Consider the following 21,614-nt stretch of genomic DNA (forward strand, 5'->3'; position numbering starts at 1 on the left):
AAGCCGCAAGCACCCCTAACGGTTCGGCACCGCTTCACGGGCCAAGCGAGCGAGTTGTAGCTCGCAAGGATTGGGCGAGACGCCCGCACCGGGGCCCGGCCGCGGGTCGTGGCTAGGTTCGCGGACCTCGCGAAGTCATCGAGCAGCCAGTTCCGCGGTCAGAGTGGCTACACGTTCGACGAGCTCTTGGTAGTGCCGCTCGAACTCCGCCACGTCGACCGCATTCAGGCGCCCGAGTTGCATGTCCAGCACCGCAGTCGCCTGCATCTCCGTCAGGCCGTACTGCTCCTCGAGGGCGCGCCTGGCGGCAGGCTGACCCGACGCCAGAAGCACAACATCAAGAACTCCGTGCGCGTCATTCGCCGCGACGAGAATGGCCTCTATGACCTGAATGTATTCCTGCGCATTTCGCAGGTCGTTACGAACGTCGTTCACGGAGCGTCCGAAGGTCATGGAAGCACCTTGCCACTACGAGGACCGGCTGTCGGGCAACCGGTCGCACGCGCCGTTCGCCCGTCCGGACGCGCCGCACTCGTCGATACTCAGGCCAGCGCGGTCTGGGCCTACAGCGCGACTCCGCCGATGAGCGGGCTCTTCCGGCAGCGCGACGATGCACGATAAGCCAACTCAACCGTCCGGGCGAGGTGGATCCGCTAACGTCACCAGACCGTACGACTTCAGACAGGAGCCGGAGCCGTTGCCGGACGAGAAGCCAGATGTGATCGACTCAGGGCCCAAGAAAGGGATCATCCCAGTCTTGCTGCTGATCATCGGCGCGATCGCTGGCTACGTGGTGGGCAGCGTGACATCAGATCCTGACGTCTCGGAAGGTGGGCAGACTTCTTATGCCTGCGCATTGGCCGAGAAGGTCCGAGCGGGCCACCAGAACGAGGATGACTGGGGCAGCTTCAACGAGGATCCGGCGTACAACGAGATGATGGCGATACGGTCCCTGCTCGGTGCTTCGATGCCAGCAGGGAACGGCGAGGATGAGAGGTTCGCCGATCTCGACTGGACCGTCGTCTCGGAGGGTGGGGTCGAGGCGTGGGGCACCCTCCTCGACGAAATCATCGAGGCGTGCTGAAGCGGCCCGTGCCGCGATGGGATCATCGAGGCCGTCGTCAGCAGCCGCGGGGTGGGCACGGTCGTCTGGCTGGGCACTCGCGGTCTGGAGCTGCGCCGGGTGAGCCCGTCCGGCCGCGTCGGCGGCGGTCGGCTCCTGACCGAGGACCGGAGCGACGTCACCCTCGTGGCCGGGGCGGAAGGGACGGTCGCGGTCGGTTGGAGCTCTGCCGATGGCGCCCGGGCGCGCGTCATCCGCGCCGGCGGCGCCCTCGGCCCGGTGCAAGCTCTTCCCGGCACCCACGTGCAGGCACTCGCGCCAGACCCCAAGGGTGGTTACGCCGTCCTGACGAAGACCCTGGTTCCCGACGGGTACGAGTACAACGATCGCGTCTACTCCGACCTCACGCTCTCGAGGATCGACGACCGGAGTTCGGTGCAGTCGTCGGCGCCGGTGTCGGAGACGGCGGGCGCCGGTGACGTGACCGTGCTCCGAGGTGGCGCGACGGTCGTGGTGTGGTGGGAGCAGGTCGGCGCCCGTTGGGTCCTGACCGAGCGCCGTTACCCCGGCGCCGTCGACGGTGCGTCCACCACGCACGTGCGGGCCAGGACGAGCCACCGCGGCTTCGCCGCGGACCTCATCCCCGCGCCCGGCGGGCGGGTGTACCTCGGCTGGCAGGTCGGGGTCGCCAGCATGCACGTCGGGGTCCTCCCGCGCGCGGCCGGCGGCAAGCTACGCCGTACGTACATCGGCTCCGGGTCGTACTACCTGACCGAGGAGATGCATGCCGCTCGTGGCCGCGTCGTGGTGTTCTCGCCGATCCAGTCCGAGGCAGGCCAGTACCTCGAGGTGTGGACCTGGAACGGCAAGGGCCCGGTGTCGCGCAAGCGGCAGATCCTCTTCGACGACGGCGACTATGCCGACGACGACAGCAGCACGACGAACCGGTTCGCCATCGCGAGCGGCGGCGGCCACATAGCGGCGATGACGCCGACCACGAACGACGTCGTCTACCGCGACTGATCGGCCCGGGTCAGCGGCTGAACGTCAGGTGGGTGACGCCGCTGGGGCTGGTGACTGCCTCGACGGCGTACCGAGCTTCCATGCCCTCGAGCCCGTCCCAGAGCCGTACGCCGCGGCCGAGCACGATCGGCACCTGCACGAGGTGGACGTGGTCGACCAGGCCGGCGGCGATGAACGCGCGGGCGACAAGCGGGCCGCCGCCGATCCGCACGTCGAGCCCGCCGACGGCCTCGAGCGCGACGGCGAGCGCGTCGGCGGGGGAGGCGTCGAGGAAGTGGAACGTCGTGCCGCCGGCCATCTCCAGCGGCGGGCGCGGCCGGTGGGTCAGCACGAAGGTCGGCGTGCGGAACGGTGGTTCCGGACCCCACCAGCCCCGCCAGTCGGGGTCGTCCTCCCAGCCCGGCGGGCCGAACTTGCCCGATCCCATGATCTCCGCGCCGATGCCCGGCTCGTGCTGCCGGGCCAGCGCGTCGTCGACGCCGGTGGAGCCGCCCGTGCGGCCGACGATCGGGGCGCCGAACGAGGTGGCGACCATCCACTCGTGCAGCCGCTCACCGGCGTGGCCGAAGGGCGTCTCGAGCCCCAGCCCCTCGCCGGTCGCGAACCCGTCCAGCGAGATCGAGAGGTTGTGGATCCTGGTGCGTGGCACGTGGCACTCCGTCCGTGCGGGTTAGCGGGTGACGCGTGGTGCAGACCCGACCCCGGCCCCGGAGTCATCGGCCTTCGACGGGTTCGGACGACGGCCGGCGCGACCGCGCCGTTCGCCTGTGGGCTTACCTCGCACCGTCGACCACCGGTCGGACAGTCTTGGCGATCGGCTTCTCGGTGGTGGCGTTCACCATCTCGAAGTACCACGCAACCGGCATCAGCTTGCCGTCCCCACCGCCTGCTGCTCGGAAGGGTGCCTTCTCGGTGAGGGGGTGGGTTCAGTCTCTCGTCGTTGGCCTCTTGCGATGATTCACGTGGTCGGCCGCGTCGGAGCGAGTCGGTGGCGTGCCACCCGGGCCAGGCTGACGGAACGATCCGACGGGCCACCAAGGTCGGCACTGCCTTGGGCGGGTCGTGTGCCTGACATCGTGCGGGAGCGCGTCACGGGGCACACGACCGCGACGCCGAGCCGCGCTCTGACACGCGCGCCACCCAGGCTTGGCCGCCCGCCGGACCTACAGCCCGATGCGCAGGTGCACGCCGTCGCTCTGACCTGAGCTGTCGAACGGGGCGGTGAGGCCGCCGAGCGCCCCGACGAGCGCGGCGAGGGCGACCAGGCCGACGAAGCCGGCGGGGAGGGCAGCGCGGCGGTCGGCACGGAGCCGGGCGAAGCAGTCGCTGCGCAGGTAGGAGACGAACGCAGCCGCGGCCACGCCGGCAGCAACGGTGCCGAGGAGCTCGAGCAGCGACGGGCCGGCGACCAGGTCGATCACACCACCGAGGACCGCCAACGCCAGGATGATTCCGGCAAGCCAGGTGCGGACCATCCGTGCTCGGATGACGCCGGCGGAGACGTAGGCGACCAGCAGCGCGGCGAGGGGCACCGAGACGAGCGCGGACTGCTCGCCGGCGGTGCCGCGGTCGGCCAGGGTGGCGAGCTGCATCACCACCGAGGCCCAGCCCAGCACCCACGCCGAGGCCGGGACGGCGTACGTCCGTCCCCGAGCAGCTGCGTCGACCGTCACCCGCGCGAGTGTGCCACCACCGGAGGGCTCAGCCGAGCAGCGCGAGCCGGTCGTGCTCGGCGTACTCCGCCTCGAGGGCGGCGGCGCGGTCGGGGGTGAGGCGGCGGTACGAGCCGTCGACCCGCTCGAGGACCGGGTCGCCGCCGCGCCACAGCTGGCGGCGCAGGGTCGGCTTGTCGACCTTGCGGGTGGCGGTGACCGGCAGGTCGTCGGTGAGGCGGACCAGGCGCGGCGCCCACTTCGTGCCGAGGTCGGCCTGCTCGGCGAGGAAGCCGGCGAGGTCGTCGGGGTCGACGGAGGTGGGGTCGTCGACCTGGAGGGTCGCCATCACCAGGTCGCCGGTGCGCGGGTCGGGGACGGGGTAGACCGCGGCGACGGCGACGCCGGGGAAGCGGGAAAGGATCCGCTCGACCGGGGCGGCGGCGAAGTTCTCGGAGTCCACCCGCAGCCAGTCGGCGGTGCGGCCGGCGAAGTAGAAGAAGCCGTCCTCGTCGCGGTAGCCGAGGTCGCCGGTCCAGAAGTCGCCGTCGCGCAGCTTCTCGGCGCTGGCCTCGGGGTTGTTGTAGTAGCCCTCGAACCGGGCGGCCGCGCCGCGGGAGACGAGCTCGCCGGTCGCCTCCGCCGCGTTGAGCAGCTCGCCGTCGGGGGAGAAGCGGGCCGGCGGGCTGACCTCGCCGTCCTCGCCGACGACGTCGATGGTGAAGCCGACCTGCGGCACGCCGAGCGCGCCGTCGGGCGTCTCGGGGGTGCGGATGATGTAGCAGGTGCCCTCCGAGGAGCCGTAGGACTCCGAGACCGCCACGCCGTAGCGGCGCAGGAACTCCGACCGGTCCCGCGCCGACGCCTCGGTCCCGAAGCCGAACCGCAGCTTCGTCCTGCTCTCGTCCGGGCGCTCGGGCTGGGCGAGCACGTAGGCCAGCGAGCGGCCGACGTAGTTGAAGAACGTCGCCCCGGTCTCCAGGACGTCGGGCAGGAAGCCCGACGCCGAGAACTTCCGGCGCAGCGCGAACGCCGCGCCGTGGTTGACGCACGGGCCCCAGGCGGCCATCAACGCGTTGCCGTGGAAGAGCGGCATCGCGTTGTACGCCACGTCGTCGCGGCCGACCGGGATGGGGGTGAGCTGGCAGATCCGCGCCCAGCGGCCGGTCGAGCAGATGACCGCCTTGGGCGCGCCGGTCGAGCCGGACGTGAAGAGGAGGAGCAGCACGCTGCTCGGGTCGAGCCCCTCGGGCGTGGCCGCGACCGGGGCGTCCGCGTGGCGCGCCAGCGCGGCGGCGTACTCCTCGCCCTCGACGTCGAGGACCGTCTCCGCGCCGTGGTCGATCCCGTCGAGCAGCGAGCCGTGCGGCTCGGCGGTGAGGAGGATGGCGCAGTCGGTGCGCCGTACGTCGGCGGCCAGCTCCGCCCCGCGCCGGGTCGGGTTGACGCCGATGACGGTGGCGCCGGAGAGGGCGGCGCCGGCGACGAGGAAGAGGTACTCCGGGGTGTTCTCCAGCAGCACGCCGACGTGCCACGGACCCTCCGCGGGGCGCAGCTCCTGCAGCAGCGCCGAGCGCACCGAGGCCTCGGCGAGCAGCTCGCGCCACGTCCAGCGGCGGCCCTCGAAGATCAGCGCGGTCCCGTCGTCCTCGGCGCGGGCGAGGAGCAGCTCGGCCATGGTGGCGTGGGGCAGCGCGGGCATGGTGGCGTCGGTCACATGCGCATTGCACCCGCCGGCCCGGACAGCGGGGCGGCGGCGGTCCCGGAGAGCGGGACTAGCCGAAGGGCAGTGGCTCCGGCGCGAGCGAGACCGCCTTCGCCCGAGCGGCCGTGAGCCGGCGACGGTGGTGCTGGCGGCACAGCACCTCGTAGGCCACGTCGGCCGGTGCCGTGCTGGCATCGTCGACGTCACCGACGACGATCACCTCGCCCTCGACGACCATCGCGCCGTTCTCCGTCCGCGCGTTGTGGGTGGCGCGCTTCCCGCACCAGCACAGCGCCTCGACCTGCAGGACGTTCATCCGGTCGGCCAGCTCGACGAGCCGCTGGGAGCCCTCGAAGAGCGCGGTGCGGAAGTCGGTGAGGATGCCGAAGGCGAACACGTCGATCTGCAGCTCGTCGACCACCTTGGCCAGCTGGTCGACCTGGTCGCGCGTGTAGAACTGCGCCTCGTCGCAGATGAGGTAGTCGATCCGCCCGCCGTGGGTGAGCGACTCGACGACGTAGCGCCAGAAGTCGAAGTCCGGGCCCACCTCGAGCGCCTCGTGCGTCAGGCCCAGCCGGCTGGAGATCTGCGCCTGGCCGGCGCGGTCGTTGGCCGTGAAGATCCGGCCCGCCCGGCCGCGCGCGGCGTGGTTGTGGTTGGTCTGGAGCGCCAGGGTCGACTTGCCGGAGTCCATCGTCCCGGTGAAGAAGTGCAGTTCCGCCACCGGCGGATCCTCCCACGGGTCGGTCAGGCGCGCGGTGCGGCCTCGACGCCGTCCGACGGGCGGTCCTCGGTGTCCGCCGGGTCGGTGGTCGGAGGTGCAGGGCCGCCCGGCGCGCCGTCCGGCCCGGCGGTACGTCGCGGGCGCCGGCGCAGCAGCCGGCCGGTGACCCAGGCGGCCATGGTCCCGATCACCGTGGCGAGCACGAGCCGCCAGGGCCACGGCATCGGGCCGCGATCGACGTCGGCGACGGCCCGCACCTCCAGGTCCGCCAGCGCCTCCTGGGCGACCTGCCAGCGGCTGACGCCGAACGAGTGGAGATCGGTGGTCTCGGTGAGCCGCCGGGGCGCCGAGCCGTCGACCGGCACGGCAGCCAGCCAGGCGGTCTCGGGCCCGTCGCCCGCCCGGCCGTCGTCCCGGTCGTCGCCCTCGGCGCGGGGGAGCACCCCGACGACCTCGTCCGGGCCGGTCCAGCCGAGCACCGCCGCGGAGCCGACGAGCCCTCGTCCGAGGCGGAGCGCCGGTCCGGGCACCCGCGCGCCCGTGCCGGCCTCCAGGAACGTCACCCGCGCCGCCGTCCGGCCGCCGCGGAGCACGACGGCGAGCAGGCGGCCGTCCGGTGACCAGGACGCGGGCCCGGCCAGCACCGCCGTGCGGCTGAGCAGCCGGCTGCGGCCGTCGGCGAGGTCGAGCACGGTCAGGGGAGCCGGGGCATCGCGACCCGCCCGGCGGTGCTGGACGGCGAGCCGCTCGCCCGAGGGGGCGAACGCTGCGGACACGACGTCGTCGGCGACCGTCTCCGAGCGGCCCGTGTCGAGGTCGAGGACGGCGAGCGCCTGCTGGGGCGAGCGCCCCCGGTAGGGGTTCGTGGGGCCACCGAAGAGGTACGCGACCCGCCGACCGTCGGGCGCCCAGGCGACCGGCTGGACGCTGCCGCCCTCGGGCAGGTCGTGGTACGTCGTGCCGCCGCTGCCCAGGTCGACGAGCTCCAGGTCCGGCTCGTCCGTGTGGTGGTCGCCGACCGCCACGGACCGGCCGTCGGCGGAGAGCAGCATCGGTGCGGGGTCGCCCTGGGCCTCCGGCCCCGCCCGGTCCTCCGCCTCCTCGACCCGTCGGACGGCGTCCCCCCGCCAGCCCACGACGATCGCCTGGGGGAAGTCCAGGAACTCGACGCCGTACCCGTGCTGGAACAGGGCCACGGCCCGTCCCGGCGGCGAGTCCTCGACGTCGCCGGTCAGCAGCGAGTAGCCCGCCAGGCGGTCGGGCAGGACGGCCGTTCCTCGGGTCGCCGGCGCACCGTCGGCCAGGAGGGGGCCGGCCAGGAGGACGGCCGCGGCCGCGCCGACGCCGGCGGCCAGCCCGGTGCGGCGCGGGGTCATCCACCGACGGTAGGCGGGCCGGGCTCGCTCCGCCAGGGAGCACGCTGCGACCGCGGGCGGGGCGGTGCAGGATGGTCCGGTGTCCTCACCTCTCATCTTCGTGGACGAGCTGGCCGCCGCCGTCGGGACCGGCGCCAGCCCCACCGTGCTGGACGTGCGCTGGCGGCTGGGCGGCCCGCCCGGGCGCGAGGAGTTCGACCGCGGGCACGTGCCGGGCAGCGTGCACGTCGACCTCGACTCCGCCCTCGCCGCGCCGGCCGGTCCGCGGGGCCGCCACCCGCTGCCGCCGGTCGAGGTGTTCGAGGCGGCGATGCGCGCCGCGGGCGTCTCGGGCGACCGGCCGGTGGTCGTCCTCGACGACTGGGCGGGCCGGGCCGCGGCGCGGGCCTGGTGGCTGCTGCGCTTCCACGGGCACCCGGACGTGCGGGTGCTCGACGGGGGCTGGTCCGCGTGGCTGGCGTCCGGCGAGGCGGTCGAGACGGGGCCGGGCGACGTCGCGCCGGGGGACTTCTCGGCGCGGCCGGGCGGGATGCCGGTGGTCGAGGTGGACGGCGTGCTCGACGTCGGGGTGCTCGTCGACGCGCGGGATCCGGAGCGGTACCGCGGGGAGGTCGAGCCGGTCGACCCCGTCGCCGGGCACGTCCCGGGCGCGGTGAACGTGCCGACCAGCATCAACGTGCGGGCCGACGGGCGCTTCCGCGACCCGGTCCAGCTGCGCGCGCTGTACGCGGCCGAGGGGGTCACGCCGGACGCCGACGTGGCGGCGTACTGCGGGTCGGGCGTGACCGCCGCCCACGACGTCCTCGCCATGGAGGTCGCCGGCATCCGCGCCGCGCTGTGGCCCGGCAGCTGGAGCGAGTGGGTGGCCGACCGGTCCCGCCCGGTCGCGACGACCGCGGACTGAGGAGACGCGCCAGCGCCGTCTGGTCAGTCCTGCTTGCCGCCGCCGAACATGATCTCGTCCCAGCTGGGGACCGAGGCGCGGCCGCGGCTCTTGCGGACCGGGCGGCGCGGGGGCGGCTGCTCGTCCGGAGCCGGCTCGGCGGCAGGCTCGTCGGCGGGGTCCTGGGCGGGGTCCTCGGCAGCGACGGCGGGCTGCTCGGTGGTGGGCGCCTCGTCCGGGGTGTCGAGGGCGGCGGCGTCGGCCGCCTGCTCGACGAGGTCGCGCTCGCGGGCGGCGGCGGTCGGCTCGGTGGGGGCCTCGGTGTCGAGGAACGCGTCGACCGGCTCGTCGTGGACCAGCGAGATCGCGTCGTCGCCGAGCGGGAGCTCCTGGTCGGTGAGGTCGACGGTGGTGAGCCGGCGCTGGCGGGCCTGCTGCAGGTCGTCGCGGGTCGGCGCCGGCTCCGGGAGGGCCTCGCCGACCAGCCAGCGGGCGTCGTCGTTGTCGAGCAGGACGAAGTTGCCGGGCACGTCGTAGGTCAGCTCGGCGATGCCACTCCGCTTCGAGGTCTCGTACGCCGCGACGAGGGCCCAGCGACCGTCGTCGCGACGCCAGGCGTCCCACTCCACGCCGCTGGCGGGGACGTGCATCGAGCGCAGGTGCGCCTCGACGGCCTCGCCGAGGGTGCGCGCCGACCCCGCGGCCTCGCCGGCCCGGCGACGTACCGACGACTTCTGCGCCCGCTCCGCGACGTGCTGCCGCTCCGCCAGGACCGGCCCGGCGAACGCCATGATCTTGTCGACCGACGTGCCCGCTGCGGCCGCGACGTCCTCCGCGGACTCCCCGGACCGGATGCGGGCCTGGATGTCGCGGGGCCGCAGGGTGCTCTCCATCTGCTTCTCCATACGTCTCGGCGGGGGCTCGCGCAGCGCGCTGCGGAGGCGCTGGTCGATGACGAGCTGGTGCTCGGCACCGGTGTCGTCGGTCAGCAGCAGGCGCTTGCCGTCCTCGCTCACTCCGGTGAGCTGGAGGTGCGCCATGGGTGTGTGGTCCTTGCCCGGTCGTTCCTGCTGGTCGTGGGCCCAGAGCCTACGCCAGCGGAGGCCGGAGGACCGGTAACCTCGGAGCGTGCCGACCCTCGTCGTCCTGGACCTGGTCGGGATCTTCGTCTTCGCCATCTCCGGTGGGCTGGTCGCGGTGCGCAAGGACCTCGACGTGTTCGGGGTGCTGCTGCTCGCGGGGACCACCGGGCTCGGTGGCGGGTTCCTGCGCGACCTGCTCATCGACGCGGCGCCGCCGGCCGCTCTGGCCGATTGGCGCTACCTCGTCGTGCCGGCCGTCGCGGGGCTGCTGACCTTCGGCTACCACCCGACGCTGGGCCGGATGGAGCGCACGGTCAACGTCTTCGACGCCTTCGGGCTGGCGCTGTTCTGCGCCGCGGGCGCGCTCAAGGCGCTCGACCACGGCCTGGGCCCGGTGCCGGCGGCGTTGCTCGGCATGACCACCGCGATCGGTGGCGGGATCCTGCGCGACCTGCTGGCGGGGCGGGTGCCGGTGGTCTTCCGGGGCGAGCTGTACGCCACGCCGGCGTTGGCGGGCGCGTTCGTCGTGGTCGTCGGCGTGGAGCTCGACCTGTCGCGCGAGCTGGTCAGCGTCGTCGGCGCCACGGTGTGCCTGACCTGGCGGCTGCTCGCGCTGTGGCGCGGGTGGCAGGCGCCGCGGCCGCCGGGGATGGCGAGCGTCTGACGCGCCCCCGATGAGTCTCGGCGGCGGCATGAGTCGGACGGGCATGCGACCGGAACAGAATTGCCGTGCTCACTGTCGGTGGGGCGTGGCAGCGTGACCCCCATGACATCCGACCTGGCCATCGAGACCTCAGGGCTCGTCAAGACCTTCGGCGACACCCGCGCCGTCGACGGCGTCGACCTGGCCGTGCCGGCCGGCGGCGTGTACGGCGTGCTCGGGCCCAACGGCGCGGGCAAGACCACGACCATCCGGATGCTCGCGACGCTGCTGCCGCCCGACGGCGGCACGGCGTACGTGCTGGGCCACGACGTCGTCCACGAGGCGGCGCAGGTCCGATCCCGGGTGGCCCTCACCGGCCAGTTCGCCTCGCTCGACGAGGACCTGTCCGGCACCGAGAACCTCGTGCTCATCGCCCGGCTCCAGGGCTACTCCCGTGCGGCGGCCAAGCAGCGCGCGGCCGAGCTGCTCGAGGCGTTCGACCTGACCGCCGCGGCGCGCAAGCAGGTGAAGGCCTACTCCGGCGGCATGCGGCGGCGCCTCGACATCGCCGGCTCGATCGTGGTCCGCCCCGACCTGATGTTCCTCGACGAGCCGACGACCGGGCTCGACCCCCGCAGCCGCAACCAGGTGTGGGAGATCGTCCGGGCGCTGGTGCGGGCGGGGACGACCGTGCTGCTGACCACGCAGTACCTCGAGGAGGCCGACCAGCTGGCCGACCGCATCGCCGTCATCGACCACGGCCGCGTGATCGCCGAGGGCACCAGCGGCCAGCTCAAGGCGTCGGTGGGCTCGGGCGCGGTCAGGGTGCGCGTGGCCGACCCGACCGACCGCCCGGCGCTCGCGACGCTGCTGGCCGAGTCGCTCGACGCCGAGCCGGTCCTCGACTCCGACCCGGCCTCGCTGTCCTTCCGCGTGGCCGACCCGACCGTCGTCGCCGGCGCGCTGCACCGGGCGGGGGAGCACGGACTGCTGATCAGCGAGTACTCCCTCGGCCAGCCCAGCCTCGACGAGGTCTTCCTCGCGCTGACCGGCCGGCCGGCCGAGGAGACCGCACCCGCCACGAACGATCCCGGGAACGACCCGACCCGACCGACCGCAGAGGAGGTCCCGGCATGACGACCACCACCCGGGCCGACACCACCAACCCGCAGCAGCCCGCGCTCGACGCCTCCGTCATCGCGGCCGTCGGCGGGGCCGAGCGGCCCCGGCACGCCGGCCCGGTGGGCGCGTCGATGACCTACGGCTGGCGGGCGCTGCTGAAGATCAAGCACGTCCCCGAGCAGCTCTTCGACGTGACGATGTTCCCGATCATGTTCACGCTGATGTTCACCTATGTCTTCGGCGGGGCGATGGCGGGTTCGCCGGGGGAGTACCTCCAGTACGCGCTGCCCGGGATCCTCACCCAGACGGTCGTGTTCATCACGATGTACACCGCGCTCACCATCAACACCGACATCGAGAAGGGCGTCTTCGACCGCTTCCGCTCGCTGCCGGTGTGGCGGCCGGCGCTGCTGGTCGGCGCGCTGCTCGGCGACGCGCTGCGGTACGTCATCGCCTCGGCGGTCGTGCTGACCGTCGGTCTCGCGATCGGCTACCGCGCGCCGGGCGGCGTGCTCGGCGTGGTCGCCGCGGTCGCGCTGCTCGTGCTCTTCTGCGTCGCGCTGACCTGGGTCTGGCTGATCGTCGGGCTCAAGGTCCGCACGCCGAACGCGGTCATGGGCACCTCGATGATGGTGCTCTTCCCGCTCACGTTCGTCTCCTCGGTCTTCGCGCCGCCGGAGACGATGCCCGGCTGGCTCCAGGCGTTCGTCGACGTCAACCCGGTCACCCTGCTCGTCGAGGCCGCCCGCGGGCTGATGAACGACACGGCCGACGGCGGCGACATCCTCCTCGTCGTGCTGCTGTCGGCGGTGATCACCGCGGTGTTCGCGCCGATCGCGCTGCGGCTCTACAACAACAAGACCTGAGGGGCAGCCGGTGCAGATGCTGAGGAACGCCGAGATTGCCGCCGCGGGGCTCGCGGACTGGCGCAAGCTCGGCCAGGCGTTGCACGCGCGGTACGCCGTCGCGGACCTCGCCGCGGCGGCGCGGCTGGCCGCCGCGGTGGCCGAGGCGGCCGCCGGGACCGCGTCCGACCTCCGGGTCACCCTCGACCGCGGCAACGTCGACCTGCGGCTGGTCAGCCCGGACGCGGTCTACCGCGACGAGACCGGCACCGACCACGTCGTCGAGTGGGTGACCCAGCGCGACGTCGACCTCGCCCGGGTGCTCAGCGGGCTCGCGGCCGAGGCCGGCGCGGTCGCCGAGCCGCGCGCGATCACCGCGATCGAGCTCGCCCTCGACACGGCCCGCGCGTCCGAGCTCGCTCCGGTCTGGGCCGCGCTGCTGACCGGCTCGGCGGCCTCCGTCGGCCGCGGCAGCATCGACGACGACGTGTGGGACGCGACCGGGCAGGTGCCCTACCTCTGGTTCCAGCGCACCGACCCGCACGAGGAGCCGCGGCAACGGTTCCACCTCGACGTGTGGGTGGCGCCGGAGGTCGCCGAGGAGCGGATCGCCGCGGCGGTCGCCGCCGGCGGGACCGTCGTGGACGACAGCCAGGCGCCGTCGTACGTCGTGGTGGCGGACGCGGACGGCAACAAGGCGTGCGTGTGCACCTCGCTCTCCCCGGAGGGCGGGTCGTGACCTGGCCGCGGGTGGGCGGGCTGCGTGCGCTCGAGCTCGGGACGCCCGGCGGGTTGCGCGAGGAGCTGAACCGGCTGGTCCTGGCCGGGGAGAAGCAGGCGACGGCCGGGCTGCGGGCGGAGTACGACGAGGAGGGCGAGGAGCTCGAGCACGTCGGCGAGCGGCTCGCGCTGCTGGACGACGACGGTGGGCAGGTCGGCACGGTCGAGGTCACCGGCCTGGAGGTCGTGCCGTTCGCCGAGGTCCCGTGGGAGTTCGCGCACGCCGAGGGGGAGGGCGACGCGGACCTGGAGGAGTGGCGCGCCGCGCACCGCCGCTACTGGGAGCGCGTCGGCACGCCGGTCACCGACGAGACCCCCATCGTGTGCGTCCGGTTCCGGCTGGTCTGAGCACTGACCCGAGCGCCGCCCGGGGCCGGGCCACGGCCCAGGCGGCGCCGGCCAGGGCGCCGAGCACGGGCCAGATCGCGAGGCGCTCGAAGGCACCGGCCGCCGGGCCGTCGCCGGCGAGGACGAACACCGCCGCCGCCGCTCCGGTGACCGCTCCGGTCGTCAGCACGGCACGCGCCAGGCGCGGCCGGTCGCTGCGCAGCCGCAGGCCGAGGGCCACCAGCGCGAGTGGTTGCGCGACGAACAGGGGCGTCGCCGCGACCACGTGGAGGGTGACGTCGCGGTCCAGGGGTGCGAGGCCGGTGGCGACCGAGCTCAGCCCGGAGACGACGAGCAGACCGGTGACCGTCGGTCCCCAGGACCTGCGGAGCGGCGCCGCGCCACCGGCCAGCAGTGCGCCCGAGACGACGAACGCGGCGTTCATGACGTCGTGGCGCGGTGAGCAGGAGGAGGGAGAGCAGCCGGACTCGCCGAGCCGGCTGATCGAGTCGGCGACGAGGCTGTAGTCGCCCGTGGCCGCTGCTGCGACGAACAGCTCCGCCGCGACGTAGGTGGGCCGCACGAGGAGCGCCAGCGCTCCCCAGCGCGCGGCGCGCGACCCGACGGAGGGGAGGGACGAGGTGGCCGGCACGGGCCCACCGTAGGACCGTCAGTTGCCGAGCGCGCGCCGCAGGTCGACCCCGCTCGCCCAGACGTCACGGGACGACGAGCTCGCGCTCGACCACCGGCCCGGGCCGTCCGAAGCCGTCGAGGGCGGCGAAGAGGACGCAGCTCGGCCCTTCCGCGGAGGCCGGGTGGACGGTCCAGGTGCCGTCGCCGTTCGCGAAGCCGTCGGACCAGCTCGCGTCCACCGGCGGGGTGGCCGGGCACGACCCGGGAAGCACCTGGATCCCCAACCATCCGGCGTCCTCGGGCAGGTCCACCGCCACCCTCGCGCTGCCGGCGTCCGGGTCGTAGGTCAGCTCGCCGACCGTGGGACGGACGGTCGGCGCCGGCACGGTGAGGGTGACGGTGGTCGGGGGACTGACCGCGCCCCAGCTCGTGACGGCGACGAACGCGACGCACTCCGAGGCGGACCACGTGGGGACCAGCCACGTGGACGGCCCGTCCTGCTCGAGCACCTCGCTCCAGCCGCCGTCGGTCGACACGGGGCAGGCGCCGGACCCGTCGCCCCGGACCACCTCCAGGCGCGTGCCCGGGTCGGGCGGCGTCCAGGAGACGCGGAACGCCGACCGGTCCGGCACCCAGGTCGGGGTGCCGACCGCGGGCGCGGGCGAGACGGGCGCCCACCGCTCGATCCGGCGTACGCCGCCGGAGCGGGCGCCGCCGTACCGGTTGGCCACCTCGACGCCGAAGCACCACGCCCCCGTGCCGTGGCGCGGGTCGCTCCACGTGCCCACCGATGGCGCGAGCCCGACGCGGAGGTCCCAGCTCCGCGGCCTCGTGCCGCAGGTGGGCGCCTTCCAGACGGTGACGAACACCTTCGTGCCGGGCCGGGCGCCGGAGACCGGACGCCAGGTGATCCGCACCGGCCCGTCGGCCGGCTGGCCGCCGGAGAACCCCACGTCCCTCAGCGGCGCCGGCAGGGGCTCGATGAGGCAGCGGCGCGGGGCGAGGCGCGCACGACCGCCGTACCACGCGACGAAGCGGCGCAGCAGCGGCTTGTCGATCCACCGGCACTCGTAGGAGCCGGGTGTGGCCGACAGCAGCGGGCAGCCACCCATGTCGAAGAACGGGTACATCAGCGAGCAGCGACCGCCGGTGTGGTCGAAGCCGAGCACGTGCCCGAGCTCGTGCGCCAGCAGCCGGCCGACCCACACCCGGGTCTCCGCGCGGAGGGCGTCAGCCTGCTTGTAGAACGGGGCGAGGTGGACGTAGTTGGTCGCCTGGTAGCCGAGCGTGCCGACGCCGTCCGCCCCGCCGGTGTTGCCGTAGCGGATGGTCAGCCGCGCCTTCGAGCGCGGGACCTCGACGAACCGGATGTTGCCGCCGGAGCGGTTCCAGCGCTCGACGGCGCGGTCGAGACTCCAGTCCCACTTCGCCGGCAGGGTCTCGTGGTAGCGGATGGTGCGGCCAGGCCAGCGGCGAGGCTTCCAGCGCTGCAGAGCGCCGGTCGCGGCCGGCACGACCACGTCGTCGGCCAGGTCGATCCGGTCCGGGACCGGTCCGACCGGCGCGGCGGGGGAGCTCGACGGCGCTTGGGCGCGCGCGGGCGCGGCCGTGACCGGGCCGGCGCCGCCTGCGACCAGGCAGACGGCGACCACCAGCCCGACCAACCCGACCGGCCCGATGCGACCTCGCCACGTCCTCGACGTGCCGGCTCCACGACCCCCGCTGCGCGACCTCATCCGCCGATGGTGCGTCCGGCAGGCCGCCGGGTCGCCGCGAGGAGGCTCGACATCCCCAGATCGGGGGACGGCCTCAGTCGCCCAGGACGCGCCGCAGGTAGGCGTTGGCGAAGACCCGGTCGGGGTCGAGCCGGTCGCGCAGTGCGAGGAAGTCGGCGAAACGCGGATAGACCGGCGCGAGGTCCTCGGCCGCCATCGTGTGCACCTTGCCCCAGTGCGGGCGGCCGCCCGCCGCGCGCAGCACCGGCTCGACCAGCGCGAAGTAGCGGCGATGGTCGGCGTCGCGGTGGGTGTGGAACGCCAGGTAGAACGAGTCGCGCCCCGACGCGGTCGACAGCGCCACGTCGTCGGCCGGCGTCGAGCGGACCTCCACCGGGAAGGTGATCCGCACGTCGGAGGCGTCGATGACGCGGCGGCACTCCCGCAGCACCTCGAGGCCGACCTCGCGCGGCACGGCGTACTCCATCTCGCGGAAGACGACCTTCCGCGGCGAGGTGAAGACCCGGTGCGCGACGTCGCTGTAGGTGCGGGCGGTGAGGACGCGCGCGCTGACCTGGTTCATCCGCGGGATCACGGCCGGCACGCGGTTGGCGGCGGCGTTGAGGACGCCGAAGACGGAGTTGGACAGGAAGTCGTCGTCCAGCCACGAGCGCCACTGCCCGAGCGGCTCGGCCTCGGAGACGTCGGCGGCCAGCCGGTCGTTGCGCTTGACCATCGTCCGGTCGGTGTGCGGGAACCAGTAGAGGTCGACGTGGTGGCTGCCCGCCGTCATCTCGTCGTACGTCGCCAGCGCGGTGTCCCACGCCATCGGCTCCTCGCGGGCCTCCAGCAGGAACAGCGGCTCGACCCGGAAGGTCAGCGTCGTCAGCACCCCGAGCGCGCCCAGACCGACCCGCGCCAGATCGAGCAGCTTCGGGTCGTCCTCGGCCGCCGCCCGGACCACGTCGCCGGTGCCGGTGACCATCTCGAGCCCGGCCAGCTGCGCGGCCAGCCCGCCCGCGAGCCCGCCCGTGCCGTGGGTGCCGGTGGAGACCGCCCCGGCGAGGGTCTGCTCGGCGATGTCACCCATGTTGTGCAGGCTCAGCCCGAGCCGCTCGAGCGACTCGTTGAGGTCCTGGAGGCGGGTGCCGGCCAGCGCGGTGACCGTCATCGCCGCGCGGTCGACCGCGACGATCCCGGTCATGCCCGACGGCACCAGCATCGTCTCCTCGGGGGCCGCGATGCCGGTGAAGGAGTGGCCGGTGCCGACCATCTTCACCGTGCTCCGGCGCTCCCGCGCGCGCTCGACCTCCGCGACGATCGCCGCGGCGTCCCCCGGCCGCACGACCCGGCTCGGCCGCGCCTGCTCCAACCCCGACCAGTTGCTCCACTCCACGGGGCGCAACCTATCCGGGCGTCAGGAGTCGCGGGGGAGGGCTTGGGCGGCGAGGGCGGCGACGAGGCCGGCGGCGAGGCTGACCAGGTAGGCGGCGGAGGCGCCGGAGTGGTCGACGACGAAGCCGCTGATCGTGGCGCCCGGGGCGACGCCGGCGACGAGGCCGGTCTGCATGATCGCCATGCCCTCGGTCAGCCGGCTCGCGGGCACCACCCGCTCGGTCAGGGACATGGTCGCCACGAGGGTGGGCGCGATGGCGAGGCCGCCGGCGAGCAGCACGAGACCCATCAGCCAGACCGAGTCGACGAGGAACAGCGGCGCCATCGCGCAGGCCATCGCGGCGGCGCCCCAGCGGACCCGGACGGCCGGGCCGCGCTTCCAGGCGATCGTGCCCGTGACGAAGCCGGCCACGAGGCTGCCGAGCGCCCAGAGGGCGAGCAGCCCGCCGGCGTACGCCTCGTTGCCCTGCTCCTCGGCGAAGGCCACCGTCGTCACCTCGGCGGCGCCGAAGAGCACGCCGAGCGCGGCGCTGCCGATCGCCAGCGGCACGACGGTGCGCCAGGGGAGCGGCGGCCGGGCGCCGATCGTGCGGTCGTGCCGGTGCGGGGGCGGCTCGGTGGCGCGCTGGGAGGCGAAGGCGAGGCTGCCGCCGACCCCGGCGACGATCGCCACCGCGAGCCCGGCGACCGGGTCGACCGTCGTCGCGAGCAGGGTGACCAGGATCGGGCCGAGGATGAAGACCGCCTCGTCGGCGACCGCCTCGAGCGCGTACGCCGTCTGCTTGTCCTCGGGCGCCTCGAGCACGTACGACCAGCGGGTCCGGACGCACGAGCCGATCTGCGGCAGCGAGCCCCCGGCGAACGCGGCGGCGACGTAGGTCGCCACGAGCGGCCAGCCCGCCTCTACCGAGGTCACCACGGCGACCATCGCGACGCCGAAGACGACGCTCGCCGTCGCCAGCACGCGCCCCTGGCCGAGCGCGTCGAGCAGCCGGCCCTGGACGATCGCCAGCAGCGCGTTGGCGACCATGTACGCCGCCGACACCGCCCCCGCGACGCCGTAGGACCCCGTCGAGGACTCGACGAGCAGCACGATGCCCAGGCCGACCATGGAGATGGGCAACCGGGCGACGAGCCCGGTGGCGCTGAACAGGGCCGCGCCGGGGTTCGCCAGGACCCGGCGGTAGGTGGCGAGGGCGGTCATGGCGGAGGTCAACCTAGAGCCGCCCGGGAGGTGCCGACCAATCGCGGGAGCGTTGGCCGCGCTCCCTACGATGTGGCCATGTCCAGCCCCGGCTCCGCCGCCGAATCCAGCACCGATCCCGCGCCGTACGACGCCCTCCTGCTCGTCTCCTTCGGCGGCCCCGAGGGGCCCGACGACGTGGTGCCGTTCCTGGAGAACGTCACCCGCGGCCGCGGCATCCCGCGCGAGCGGCTCGAGCAGGTCGGCGAGCACTACTACCTCTTCGGCGGGAAGTCGCCCATCAACGACCAGAACCGCGCGTTCCTGAAGGACCTGCGCGCGGACCTGGCGGAGGCGGGCGTGGACATCCCGGTCTACTGGGGCAACCGCAACTGGGACCCCTACCTCACCGACACCCTCGCGCAGATGGCCGCCGACGGGGTCCAGCGCGCGGCGTGCTTCATGACCAGCGCCTACTCGTCGTGGTCGAGCTGCCGGCAGTACCGCGAGAACCTCTTCGCCGCCGTCGACGCCCTCCCCGAGGGCTCCCCGGCCGCACCGAAGCTGGACAAGCTGCGCCACTACTTCAACCACCCGGGCTTCGTGGAGCCGGTCGTCGACGCGACGCTCGCCGCCCTGGCCGAGCTGCCCGACGACGTCCGCGACGGCGCGCACCTGGCGTTCGTCACCCACTCGATCCCGACCCAGATGAACGACGCGAGCGGCCCGCCCGAGCAGGGCGGCGGCGCCTACGTCCGCCAGCACCTCGACGTCGCCGCCGTCATCGCCGAGCGGGTGCGCGAGGAGACCGGCCGCGAGCACCCCCACGAGCTCGTCTACTGCTCGCGCTCCGGCGCCCCGCACGTCCCGTGGCTCGAGCCGGACGTCAACGACCACCTGGCCGCGCTCAAGGAGCAGGGCGTCCCCGCGGTCGTGATGGTCCCGGTCGGGTTCGTCTCCGACCACATGGAGGTCATCTACGACCTCGACACCGAGGCGATGGCCACCGCCGAGGAGCTCGGTCTGCCCGCCCGCCGCGCCGGCACGGCCGGCACCGACCCGCGGTTCGTCCGCGCGGTCCGCGACCTGCTGCTGGAGCGGGCCGCCGCCGAGCGTGGCGAGCCGGTCGAGCGCCCCGCGGTCGGGACCACCGGCCCGATGTGGGACCGCTGCCCGGTCGGCTGCTGCGCCAACCCGCGCGGCGCCGTGCCGACGCTGACCGGCGAGCGCGAGCCGATCGACCAGTGACCCCGCCGACCACCGCGCCGACCGGTGAGGCGCTGCTCGGCGTCGCCCTCGAGGTGGCGCGGGCGGCCGTCGAGGTGGTCCGCGAGCACGCGTCGCGCGGGGTCGGGGTCGGGGTCGCGGCGACCAAGTCCAGCGAGGTCGACGTCGTCACCGAGGCCGACCGCGCCAGCGAGGCGCTGATCCGGTCCCTGCTGCGCGAGCGGCGCCCCGACGACGCGGTGCTCGGCGAGGAGGGTGAGGACCGCGCGGGCACCTCCGGGGTCCGCTGGGTGGTCGACCCGATCGACGGCACGGTCAACTTCCTCTACGGCATCCCGCAGTACGCCGTCTCCGTCGCCGCCGAGGTCACCTCCGCCGACGGGGACGACGGGGCCGAGGTCGTCGCCGGCGTGGTCGTCAACGCCGCGACCGGGGTGGAGTACGCCGCCCACGTCGGCGCCGACGGCCGCGCGACGGCGACGCGCGACGGCGTACCCATCTCCGTGGCGGGGCCGACCCCGCTCGGGCAGCGGCTGGTCGCGACCGGGTTCTCCTACGACAGCGACCTGCGCGCGCTCCAGGCGCACGCGCTCGTGCGGTTCCTCCCGCGCGTGCGCGACGTGCGGCGGCTCGGGTCCTGCGCCCTGGACCTGTGCCACGTGGCGGAGGGCCTCGTCGACGGCTACGTCGAGGAGGGCGTCCACCTCTGGGACCACGCGGCGGGCGGCCTGGTGGCCCGCGCCGCGGGCGCTCGCACGCGGCTGATGACCGGCGTCGGGGGCCGCGACCTGCTCGTCGCCGCGCCGGCGCACGGGTTCGACGAGCTGCTCGAGGCGGTCCTGGACGCGGGCTTCGCGGCGGGTTGACCGCCGGGGGAATAGGGCACCTGCAGGCGACGTTGCGCACACGCCCCACCGCCCGGTGTGGGCAACCGCCGACCGATGGTGCACAATCTGGCGCGCCGTTGGTGGCACATCGAGCCCGAGGGGAGTGAGCGACGCATGGCGACGGACTACGACGCACCGCGCAAGAACGAGGAAGAGCAGTCCGAGGAGTCCATCGAGGAGCTCAAGGCGCGTCGCCACGACAAGAACTCCGGGAAGGTCGACGAGGACGAGGCCGAAGCCGCCGAGTCCTTCGAGCTCCCGGGCGCGGACCTCTCGCACGAGGAGCTCGCCGTCGAGGTGAAGCCCAAGCAGGACGACGAGTTCACCTGCATGAGCTGCTTCCTGGTCCACCACCGCAGCCAGCTGGCCGACGAGAAGAAGATGATCTGCCGCGACTGCGTGTGACACGACACCGCATGCAAGAGGCCCGCGACCTGGTGGTCGCGGGCCTTTCGCTTTCTCTGGGCTTGTTCTCCGGGCTGGGGACGGGCCGTCAGACCTTCTGGTGGTCCTTGCGCAGCTCCGGCGGCAGGTGGCCGGTCGAGCGGGCGTAGTACGACGCGGCCCGGCGCTGGGCGAGCATCCGCGCCATGCCCACCGCGACACCGCTCGCGACCGCCCAGGCGATCGCCTCGCGGAGCTCGACGTCGGGGTCGGCCGGGTTCTCCGGCGGCTTCTTCCCCGTCGCCAGCCGCCACGTCTTGTCCAGGCCCTGCTTCGCCAGCGCCGCAGCGCCCAGGGCGGAGACGAGGGAGAAGACCGACCACACCTTGGAGGAGTCCGATGCCATGGCGGGACAGTACCCAGGCCTCAGGCCGGCATGTCGCCGCCACCGGCCACGTGCGCCTCGCGCGCGGTGGTGATGGCGGCGGCGAGCCGGTCGGGATGGCGGGTGCCGACCAGCCAGTACGGCGCGGGGTCGGCCGGGTCGGTGACCTCCACCCGCACGGCCCGGTTGAGGTAGGGCCGCAGCAGCAGGTAGGCACGGGCGTCCGCGCCCGGACCGTGGACGTGCTTGGTCTCCGCGGCGTCGAGCGCGCGGGCCTCGCCCAGGTGCTCGACCCCGATCCGCGCGCGGCCGGCACGCAGCACGCCGTCGGCCACGACCACCGGCGCGGCGCCGTACCCCACGAGCAGGGTGACCGACACCGCCAGCAGCACCGCCGACACGCTCCACGCGAGGGGGCCGGGCACCGCGACGACCAGCGCGAGCCACAGGGACGCCACGAACATCGTCCACTGGACCCACCAGCGCAGCGGCACCCTCAACCGCTCGCGGTGGAGCTCGCGACGGCCGGCGGGAGGGGTCGGGACAGGCTCGGGCACGGCACACAGCCTCCCATCCCGGT

General features: G+C 74.2%; 24 protein-coding genes. 11 read left to right on the forward strand and 13 right to left on the reverse strand.

Annotated features, from left to right (window positions below; all coding sequences use genetic code 11):
* Positions 1-135 precede the first annotated feature (135 nt).
* A complete protein-coding gene (locus H7344_RS01155) occupies positions 136-453 on the reverse strand; it encodes a DNA gyrase subunit A (RefSeq protein ID WP_186344184.1) in 318 nt (105 codons plus the stop codon).
* Between the two features lie 304 nt (positions 454-757).
* On the opposite strand from H7344_RS01155, the gene H7344_RS01160 reads away from it, so the two are divergent.
* Positions 758-1,084, forward strand: coding sequence for a hypothetical protein (locus H7344_RS01160; protein WP_186344185.1), 327 nt, complete (start codon positions 758-760; stop codon positions 1,082-1,084).
* A 51-nt stretch (positions 1,085-1,135) separates the two neighbouring features.
* Entirely contained in the window at positions 1,136-2,086 is a 951-nt protein-coding gene (locus H7344_RS01165; RefSeq protein ID WP_186344186.1) for a hypothetical protein, read from the forward strand.
* Between the two features lie 10 nt (positions 2,087-2,096).
* Here H7344_RS01165 and H7344_RS01170 read toward each other — a convergent pair whose 3' ends face one another.
* The 5 genes from H7344_RS01170 to H7344_RS01190 all read right to left on the reverse strand — a co-directional run bounded on the left by H7344_RS01170 (position 2,097) and on the right by H7344_RS01190 (position 7,543).
* A complete protein-coding gene (locus H7344_RS01170; RefSeq protein ID WP_186344187.1) occupies positions 2,097-2,735 on the reverse strand; it encodes a dihydrofolate reductase family protein in 639 nt (212 codons plus the stop codon).
* A gap of 514 nt (positions 2,736-3,249) precedes the next feature.
* On the reverse strand, positions 3,250-3,759 hold the full coding sequence (locus H7344_RS01175) for a hypothetical protein (RefSeq protein WP_186344188.1): 510 nt from the start codon (positions 3,757-3,759) through the stop codon (positions 3,250-3,252).
* 28 nt (positions 3,760-3,787) lie between these two features.
* Positions 3,788-5,455, reverse strand: a complete 1,668-nt coding sequence (locus H7344_RS01180; RefSeq protein WP_222130073.1) for an AMP-binding protein — start codon at positions 5,453-5,455, stop codon at positions 3,788-3,790.
* Positions 5,456-5,513: 58 nt separating this feature from the next.
* Positions 5,514-6,167, reverse strand: coding sequence for a thymidine kinase (locus tag H7344_RS01185; RefSeq protein ID WP_186344189.1), 654 nt, complete (start codon positions 6,165-6,167; stop codon positions 5,514-5,516).
* A gap of 23 nt (positions 6,168-6,190) precedes the next feature.
* Positions 6,191-7,543, reverse strand: coding sequence for a TolB family protein (locus tag H7344_RS01190; protein WP_186344190.1), 1,353 nt, complete (start codon positions 7,541-7,543; stop codon positions 6,191-6,193).
* 79 nt (positions 7,544-7,622) lie between these two features.
* Between H7344_RS01190 and H7344_RS01195 the strand changes: the two genes are divergently transcribed.
* A complete protein-coding gene (locus H7344_RS01195) occupies positions 7,623-8,447 on the forward strand; it encodes a sulfurtransferase (protein WP_229706818.1) in 825 nt (274 codons plus the stop codon).
* A 23-nt stretch (positions 8,448-8,470) separates the two neighbouring features.
* On the opposite strand, the gene sepH is transcribed toward H7344_RS01195, so the two are convergent.
* Positions 8,471-9,466: a septation protein SepH gene (gene sepH, locus H7344_RS01200; RefSeq protein ID WP_186344192.1), complete on the reverse strand. Its 996-nt coding sequence runs from the start codon at positions 9,464-9,466 to the stop codon at positions 8,471-8,473.
* An 88-nt stretch (positions 9,467-9,554) separates the two neighbouring features.
* Between sepH and H7344_RS01205 the strand changes: the two genes are divergently transcribed.
* From H7344_RS01205 to H7344_RS01225, 5 genes are all read left to right on the forward strand, one after another.
* Positions 9,555-10,172 (forward strand): trimeric intracellular cation channel family protein, encoded by a 618-nt coding sequence (locus tag H7344_RS01205; protein WP_186344193.1) that lies wholly within the window; start codon positions 9,555-9,557, stop codon positions 10,170-10,172.
* Positions 10,173-10,274: 102 nt separating this feature from the next.
* Entirely contained in the window at positions 10,275-11,288 is a 1,014-nt protein-coding gene (locus H7344_RS01210) for an ATP-binding cassette domain-containing protein (protein ID WP_186344194.1), read from the forward strand.
* Positions 11,285-12,139 carry an ABC transporter permease gene (locus H7344_RS01215; protein ID WP_186344195.1) on the forward strand — a complete coding sequence of 285 codons (855 nt, stop codon included), beginning with the start codon at positions 11,285-11,287 and terminating at the stop codon, positions 12,137-12,139. Before H7344_RS01210 ends, H7344_RS01215 begins: the two co-directional genes overlap by 4 nt.
* 16 nt (positions 12,140-12,155) lie before the next feature.
* Positions 12,156-12,857: a VOC family protein gene (locus H7344_RS01220; protein WP_186344600.1), complete on the forward strand. Its 702-nt coding sequence runs from the start codon at positions 12,156-12,158 to the stop codon at positions 12,855-12,857.
* Entirely contained in the window at positions 12,854-13,246 is a 393-nt protein-coding gene (locus tag H7344_RS01225; RefSeq protein ID WP_222130074.1) for an ASCH domain-containing protein, read from the forward strand. Before H7344_RS01220 ends, H7344_RS01225 begins: the two co-directional genes overlap by 4 nt.
* Here the strand turns inward: H7344_RS01225 and H7344_RS01230 are convergent.
* The 4 genes from H7344_RS01230 to H7344_RS01245 form a co-directional block, all read right to left on the reverse strand.
* Positions 13,200-13,877 (reverse strand): DUF998 domain-containing protein, encoded by a 678-nt coding sequence (locus tag H7344_RS01230; RefSeq protein WP_186344196.1) that lies wholly within the window; start codon positions 13,875-13,877, stop codon positions 13,200-13,202. The two genes, H7344_RS01225 and H7344_RS01230, sit on opposite strands and share 47 nt — an antisense overlap.
* Before the next feature lie 64 nt (positions 13,878-13,941).
* Positions 13,942-15,594, reverse strand: coding sequence for a matrixin family metalloprotease (locus H7344_RS01235; RefSeq protein WP_186344197.1), 1,653 nt, complete (start codon positions 15,592-15,594; stop codon positions 13,942-13,944).
* 73 nt (positions 15,595-15,667) lie between these two features.
* Positions 15,668-16,969, reverse strand: a complete 1,302-nt coding sequence (locus H7344_RS01240) for a D-arabinono-1,4-lactone oxidase (protein WP_229706817.1) — start codon at positions 16,967-16,969, stop codon at positions 15,668-15,670.
* Between the two features lie 21 nt (positions 16,970-16,990).
* Positions 16,991-18,172, reverse strand: a complete 1,182-nt coding sequence (locus tag H7344_RS01245; RefSeq protein WP_186344199.1) for an MFS transporter — start codon at positions 18,170-18,172, stop codon at positions 16,991-16,993.
* A 78-nt stretch (positions 18,173-18,250) separates the two neighbouring features.
* Between H7344_RS01245 and H7344_RS01250 the strand changes: the two genes are divergently transcribed.
* From H7344_RS01250 to H7344_RS01260, 3 genes are all read left to right on the forward strand, one after another.
* Positions 18,251-19,399, forward strand: a complete 1,149-nt coding sequence (locus tag H7344_RS01250; RefSeq protein ID WP_186344200.1) for a ferrochelatase — start codon at positions 18,251-18,253, stop codon at positions 19,397-19,399.
* Positions 19,396-20,244, forward strand: coding sequence for an inositol monophosphatase family protein (locus H7344_RS01255; protein WP_186344201.1), 849 nt, complete (start codon positions 19,396-19,398; stop codon positions 20,242-20,244). Before H7344_RS01250 ends, H7344_RS01255 begins: the two co-directional genes overlap by 4 nt.
* 135 nt (positions 20,245-20,379) lie before the next feature.
* Positions 20,380-20,670 (forward strand): DUF4193 domain-containing protein, encoded by a 291-nt coding sequence (locus H7344_RS01260; protein ID WP_154611873.1) that lies wholly within the window; start codon positions 20,380-20,382, stop codon positions 20,668-20,670.
* An 88-nt stretch (positions 20,671-20,758) separates the two neighbouring features.
* On the opposite strand, the gene H7344_RS01265 is transcribed toward H7344_RS01260, so the two are convergent.
* The gene (locus tag H7344_RS01265) at positions 20,759-21,055 is read right to left on the reverse strand and encodes a DUF4235 domain-containing protein (RefSeq protein ID WP_186344202.1); all 297 of its coding nucleotides are present in this window, start codon (positions 21,053-21,055) and stop codon (positions 20,759-20,761) included.
* A gap of 20 nt (positions 21,056-21,075) precedes the next feature.
* Positions 21,076-21,591 carry a DUF3093 domain-containing protein gene (locus H7344_RS01270; RefSeq protein ID WP_229706816.1) on the reverse strand — a complete coding sequence of 172 codons (516 nt, stop codon included), beginning with the start codon at positions 21,589-21,591 and terminating at the stop codon, positions 21,076-21,078.
* Between the last annotated feature and the right edge of the window lie 23 nt (positions 21,592-21,614).

The sequence above is a fragment of the Nocardioides deserti genome, assembly GCF_014266025.1.
GTDB classification, from domain to species: Bacteria; Actinomycetota; Actinomycetes; order Propionibacteriales; family Nocardioidaceae; genus Nocardioides; species Nocardioides deserti.

Coding starts and splice junctions, on each gene's coding strand:
- H7344_RS01155 (WP_186344184.1), bottom strand. CDS start 453: ATGACCTTCGGACGCTCCGTGAACGACGTTCGTAACGACCTGCGAAAT.
- H7344_RS01190 (WP_186344190.1), bottom strand. CDS start 7,543: ATGACCCCGCGCCGCACCGGGCTGGCCGCCGGCGTCGGCGCGGCCGCG.
- sepH (WP_186344192.1), bottom strand. CDS start 9,466: ATGGCGCACCTCCAGCTCACCGGAGTGAGCGAGGACGGCAAGCGCCTG.
- H7344_RS01210 (WP_186344194.1), top strand. CDS start 10,275: ATGACATCCGACCTGGCCATCGAGACCTCAGGGCTCGTCAAGACCTTC.
- H7344_RS01215 (WP_186344195.1), top strand. CDS start 11,285: ATGACGACCACCACCCGGGCCGACACCACCAACCCGCAGCAGCCCGCG.
- H7344_RS01220 (WP_186344600.1), top strand. CDS start 12,156: ATGCTGAGGAACGCCGAGATTGCCGCCGCGGGGCTCGCGGACTGGCGC.
- H7344_RS01235 (WP_186344197.1), bottom strand. CDS start 15,594: ATGAGGTCGCGCAGCGGGGGTCGTGGAGCCGGCACGTCGAGGACGTGG.
- H7344_RS01245 (WP_186344199.1), bottom strand. CDS start 18,172: ATGACCGCCCTCGCCACCTACCGCCGGGTCCTGGCGAACCCCGGCGCG.
- H7344_RS01250 (WP_186344200.1), top strand. CDS start 18,251: ATGTCCAGCCCCGGCTCCGCCGCCGAATCCAGCACCGATCCCGCGCCG.
- H7344_RS01260 (WP_154611873.1), top strand. CDS start 20,380: ATGGCGACGGACTACGACGCACCGCGCAAGAACGAGGAAGAGCAGTCC.
- H7344_RS01265 (WP_186344202.1), bottom strand. CDS start 21,055: ATGGCATCGGACTCCTCCAAGGTGTGGTCGGTCTTCTCCCTCGTCTCC.